This is a genomic window from Streptomyces sp. PT12, from assembly GCF_003311645.1.
GTDB lineage: Bacteria > Actinomycetota > Actinomycetes > Streptomycetales > Streptomycetaceae > Streptomyces.
On record NZ_QEST01000027.1, the window covers coordinates 1 to 2,009 of the forward strand.

General features: G+C 75.9%; 1 protein-coding gene. It reads left to right on the top strand.

The window, feature by feature from the left end:
- On the top strand, window positions 1-2,009 hold a 2,009-nt coding region (locus tag DEH69_RS03390; RefSeq protein WP_113685370.1), incomplete at both ends, for an SDR family NAD(P)-dependent oxidoreductase.

Here is a 2,009-nt window from a genome sequence, read left to right on the forward strand (position 1 = left end):
CGACGCCGCCTACTGGGTCCGCCACGTCCGCCAGGCCGTCCGCTTCCACGACGCCATCGTGTCGCTGCGCGAGCGCGGCGCCACCTCGTTCCTCGAGATCGGCCCCGACGGCGTCCTGTCCGCCATGGCCGACGGCACACCCACCCTCCGCAGGGACCGCCCCGAGGCCGAAACGCTTCACGCCGCCCTCGCCACCCTCCAGGTCCGCGGCATCCACCCCGACTGGTCGGCCCTCTTCTCGGGAACGGGTGCCCGCACCGTCGACCTGCCCACCTACCCCTTCCAACGCGACCGCTACTGGCCCAGGCCCGGCACCACCACCCACCCCACCACGGGCGACACCGAGGACGCCGCGTTCTGGCAGGCCGTCGCCCAGGGCGACCTCACCCCGCTCGCCGACACCCTCGACCACGGGCAGCTCGACGACCTCGCCCCCGCGCTGCCCGCCCTCGCCACCTGGCACCAGCGCACCCGCGCCCGCTCAACCGTCGACTCCTGGCGCTACCACGTTGAATGGAAGCCGATCACCCCCTCCGGCGCCCCCTCCGGCACCTGGATCGTCGTCGCCCACCGGCCCTGTCAACCCGTTGTAGACGCCCTCACCGCCCGAGGCGTCCACGTGGTCGTCGCCGATGGCCGCGACCCGCTGCCCACCCCCGACGACCTGGGCGGCATCCTCTCCCTCCTCGCCCTCGACACCGAAGAGGACCCCGACCACCCGGGGCTGACCCGCGGCCTCACCGCCACCCTCGACCTCGTCCGCGCCCACCCCGGCGCCCCCCTCTGGCTGGTCACCTCGGGCGCCGTCTCCATCGGCCGCTCCGACCCGCTGCGCGCCCCAGCCCAGGCCGCCGTCTGGGGCTACGGACGCGTCATCGGCCTCGAACTCCCCGCCATCTACGGCGGGTTGATCGACCTGCCCGCCGACCCCGACGACCGCGCCCTCGCCGCCCTCGCCGCCGTCATCGGCGGCACCGAGGACCAGGTCGCCATCCGCCCCTCCGGCGTCCACGCCCGCCGACTCGCCCACGCCCCCCGCACCCACCCCGGCGAGGGCTGGACCCCGCGCGGCACGGTGCTGGTCACCGGCGGCGCCGGAGCCCTCGGCACCGCCGTCACCACCTGGCTCCTCGACTCAGGCGCCGAACGGGTCCTCGCCCTCAGCCGCCGCGGCACCGCCGCACACCCCGACCCGCGCATCACCCCTGTCACCTGCGACGTCACCGACCGCGCCGCCCTCGCCGCCGTCATCGACGCCCACCCCGACATCACCGCCGTCGTCCACACCGCGGGCATCGGCGACGCCGCGTTCCTCGACGCCACCGACCCCGCGTTCCTCGCCCGCGTCATGGCCGCCAAGGCCACCGGCGCCGCCCACCTCGACGAGCTGCTTGGCGAACGGGAGTTGGACGCGTTCGTCCTCTTCTCCTCCATCTCCGGCGTCTGGGGCAGCGGCGAGCTCGCCGCCTACGCCGCCGCCAACGCCTACCTCGACGGCCTCGCCACCCACCGCCGCGCCCGCGGCCTCACCGCGACATCGATCGCCTGGGGCCCCTGGGCCGACGCAGGGATGGCCGCCGAGACTGGCGCCGAGGCCGAGCTCCTGCGCAGGGGCCTGCGTGCCCTCCCGCCCGCCCTCGCCATCGACGCCCTCAAGCGGGCCGTCGCCGAGGAACGCGCCTGCCTGACCGTCGCCGATGTCGACTGGTCCGTCTTCGCCCCCGCGTTCGCCGCCGCGAGGCCACGCCCGCTGATCGCCGACCTCCCCGAAGCGGCCGACGCCCTGGCCACGGGGCCCACCGGGCCAGGGACCGACCTCGACACCGACCGCTGGAACCTGCCCCGTGCCGAGCTGACCCACCGCCTCGACACCCTGGTCCGCACCGAGGCCGCGGCCGTCCTCGGCTTCGCCGGACCCGAGGCCGTCGAGGCGAGCCGCGCGTTCCGTGACCTCGGCTTCGACTCCCTCACGGCCGTCGAGCTGCGGAACCGGCTCGCCGAGGAGACGG